The organism is Pseudomonas sp. 86_A, assembly GCF_017491705.1.
Taxonomy (GTDB): domain Bacteria; phylum Pseudomonadota; class Gammaproteobacteria; order Pseudomonadales; family Pseudomonadaceae; genus Aquipseudomonas; species Aquipseudomonas koreensis.
Genome location: NZ_JAFGYS010000034.1, coordinates 1 through 2,748, shown reverse-complemented (window position 1 = coordinate 2,748; position 2,748 = coordinate 1). Strand labels below are relative to the sequence as shown.

Below are 2,748 nucleotides of genomic sequence, written 5' to 3'. Positions count from 1 at the left end.
GACAGCGTACAGCCCGTTCACCACCTGGGTGCAGATTGTCAAAGACTGGATGAAAACGAAAGGGGATACGGGAAAACGTAAAACCTTCGTAAACACCACGCTCGGTGAGACGTGGGAGGCGAAAATTGGCGAACGTCCGGATGCTGAAGTGATGGCAGAGCGGAAAGAGCATTATTCAGCGCCCGTTCCTGACCGTGTGGCTTACCTGACCGCCGGTATCGACTCCCAGCTGGACCGCTACGAAATGCGCGTATGGGGATGGGGGCCGGGTGAGGAAAGCTGGCTGATTGACCGGCAGATTATTATGGGCCGCCACGACGATGAACAGACGCTGCTGCGTGTGGATGAGGCCATCAATAAAACCTATACCCGCCGGAATGGTGCAGAAATGTCGATATCCCGTATCTGCTGGGATACTGGCGGGATTGACCCGACCATTGTGTATGAACGCTCGAAAAAACATGGGCTGTTCCGGGTGATCCCCATTAAAGGGGCATCCGTCTACGGAAAGCCGGTGGCCAGCATGCCACGTAAGCGAAACAAAAACGGGGTTTACCTTACCGAAATCGGTACGGATACCGCGAAAGAGCAGATTTATAACCGCTTCACACTGACGCCGGAAGGGGATGAACCGCTTCCCGGTGCCGTTCACTTCCCGAATAACCCGGATATTTTTGATCTGACCGAAGCGCAGCAGCTGACTGCTGAAGAGCAGGTCGAAAAATGGGTGGATGGCAGGAAAAAAATACTGTGGGACAGCAAAAAGCGACGCAATGAGGCACTCGACTGCTTCGTTTATGCGCTGGCGGCGCTGCGCATCAGTATTTCCCGCTGGCAGCTGGATCTCAGTGCGCTGCTGGCGAGCCTGCAGGAAGAGGATGGTGCAGCAACCAACAAGAAAACACTGGCAGATTACGCCCGTGCCTTATCCGGAGAGGATGAATGACGCGACAGGAAGAACTTGCCGCTGCCCGTGCGGCACTGCATGACCTGATGACAGGTAAACGGGTGGCAACAGTACAGAAAGACGGACGAAGGGTGGAGTTTACGGCCACTTCCGTGTCTGACCTGAAAAAATATATTGCAGAGCTGGAAGTGCAGACCGGCATGACACAGCGACGCAGGGGACCTGCAGGATTTTATGTATGAAAACGCCCACCATTCCCACCCTTCTGGGGCCGGACGGCATGACATCGCTGCGCGAATATGCCGGTTATCACGGCGGTGGCAGCGGATTTGGAGGGCAGTTGCGGTCGTGGAACCCACCGAGTGAAAGTGTGGATGCAGCCCTGTTGCCCAACTTTACCCGTGGCAATGCCCGCGCAGACGATCTGGTACGCAATAACGGCTATGCCGCCAACGCCATCCAGCTGCATCAGGATCATATCGTCGGGTCTTTTTTCCGGCTCAGTCATCGCCCAAGCTGGCGCTATCTGGGCATCGGGGAGGAAGAAGCCCGTGCCTTTTCCCGCGAGGTTGAAGCGGCATGGAAAGAGTTTGCCGAGGATGACTGCTGCTGCATTGACGTTGAGCGAAAACGCACGTTTACCATGATGATTCGGGAAGGTGTGGCCATGCACGCCTTTAACGGTGAACTGTTCGTTCAGGCCACCTGGGATACCAGTTCGTCGCGGCTTTTCCGGACACAGTTCCGGATGGTCAGCCCGAAGCGCATCAGCAACCCGAACAATACCGGCGACAGCCGGAACTGCCGTGCCGGTGTGCAGATTAATGACAGCGGTGCGGCGCTGGGATATTACGTCAGCGAGGACGGGTATCCTGGCTGGATGCCGCAGAAATGGACATGGATACCCCGTGAGTTACCCGGCGGGCGCGCCTCGTTCATTCACGTTTTTGAACCCGTGGAGGACGGGCAGACTCGCGGTGCAAATGTGTTTTACAGCGTGATGGAGCAGATGAAGATGCTCGACACGCTGCAGAACACGCAGCTGCAGAGCGCCATTGTGAAGGCGATGTATGCCGCCACCATTGAGAGTGAGCTGGATACGCAGTCAGCGATGGATTTTATTCTGGGCGCGAACAGTCAGGAGCAGCGGGAAAGGCTGACCGGCTGGATTGGTGAAATTGCCGCGTATTACGCCGCAGCGCCGGTCCGGCTGGGAGGCGCAAAAGTACCGCACCTGATGCCGGGTGACTCACTGAACCTGCAGACGGCTCAGGATACGGATAACGGCTACTCCGTGTTTGAGCAGTCACTGCTGCGGTATATCGCTGCCGGGCTGGGTGTCTCGTATGAGCAGCTTTCCCGGAATTACGCCCAGATGAGCTACTCCACGGCACGGGCCAGTGCGAACGAGTCGTGGGCGTACTTTATGGGGCGGCGAAAATTCGTCGCATCCCGTCAGGCGAGCCAGATGTTTCTGTGCTGGCTGGAAGAGGCCATCGTTCGCCGCGTGGTGACGTTACCTTCAAAAGCGCGCTTCAGTTTTCAGGAAGCCCGCAGTGCCTGGGGGAACTGCGACTGGATAGGCTCCGGTCGTATGGCCATCGATGGTCTGAAAGAAGTTCAGGAAGCGGTGATGCTGATAGAAGCCGGACTGAGTACCTACGAGAAAGAGTGCGCAAAACGCGGTGACGACTATCAGGAAATTTTTGCCCAGCAGGTCCGTGAAACGATGGAGCGCCGTGCAGCCGGTCTTAAACCGCCCGCCTGGGCGGCTGCAGCATTTGAATCCGGGCTGCGACAATCAACAGAGGAGGAGAAGAGTGACAGCAGAGCTGCGTAAT

At 56.7% G+C, this 2,748-nt stretch carries 3 protein-coding genes; all 3 read left to right on the top strand.

Annotated elements, in window-relative coordinates; translation table 11 throughout:
* The coding region (locus J5M57_RS27750; RefSeq protein ID WP_207872051.1) for a terminase gpA endonuclease subunit at nucleotides 1-946 on the top strand (946 nt) is incomplete at its 5' end.
* Nucleotides 943-1,149: a gpW family protein gene (locus J5M57_RS27745; RefSeq protein ID WP_000198149.1), complete on the top strand. Its 207-nt coding sequence runs from the start codon at nucleotides 943-945 to the stop codon at nucleotides 1,147-1,149. The genes J5M57_RS27750 and J5M57_RS27745, both read left to right, overlap by 4 nt.
* Nucleotides 1,146-2,747, top strand: coding sequence for a phage portal protein (locus J5M57_RS27740; protein WP_001359455.1), 1,602 nt, complete (start codon nucleotides 1,146-1,148; stop codon nucleotides 2,745-2,747). Before J5M57_RS27745 ends, J5M57_RS27740 begins: the two co-directional genes overlap by 4 nt.
* Nucleotide 2,748: the final 1 nt, after the last annotated feature.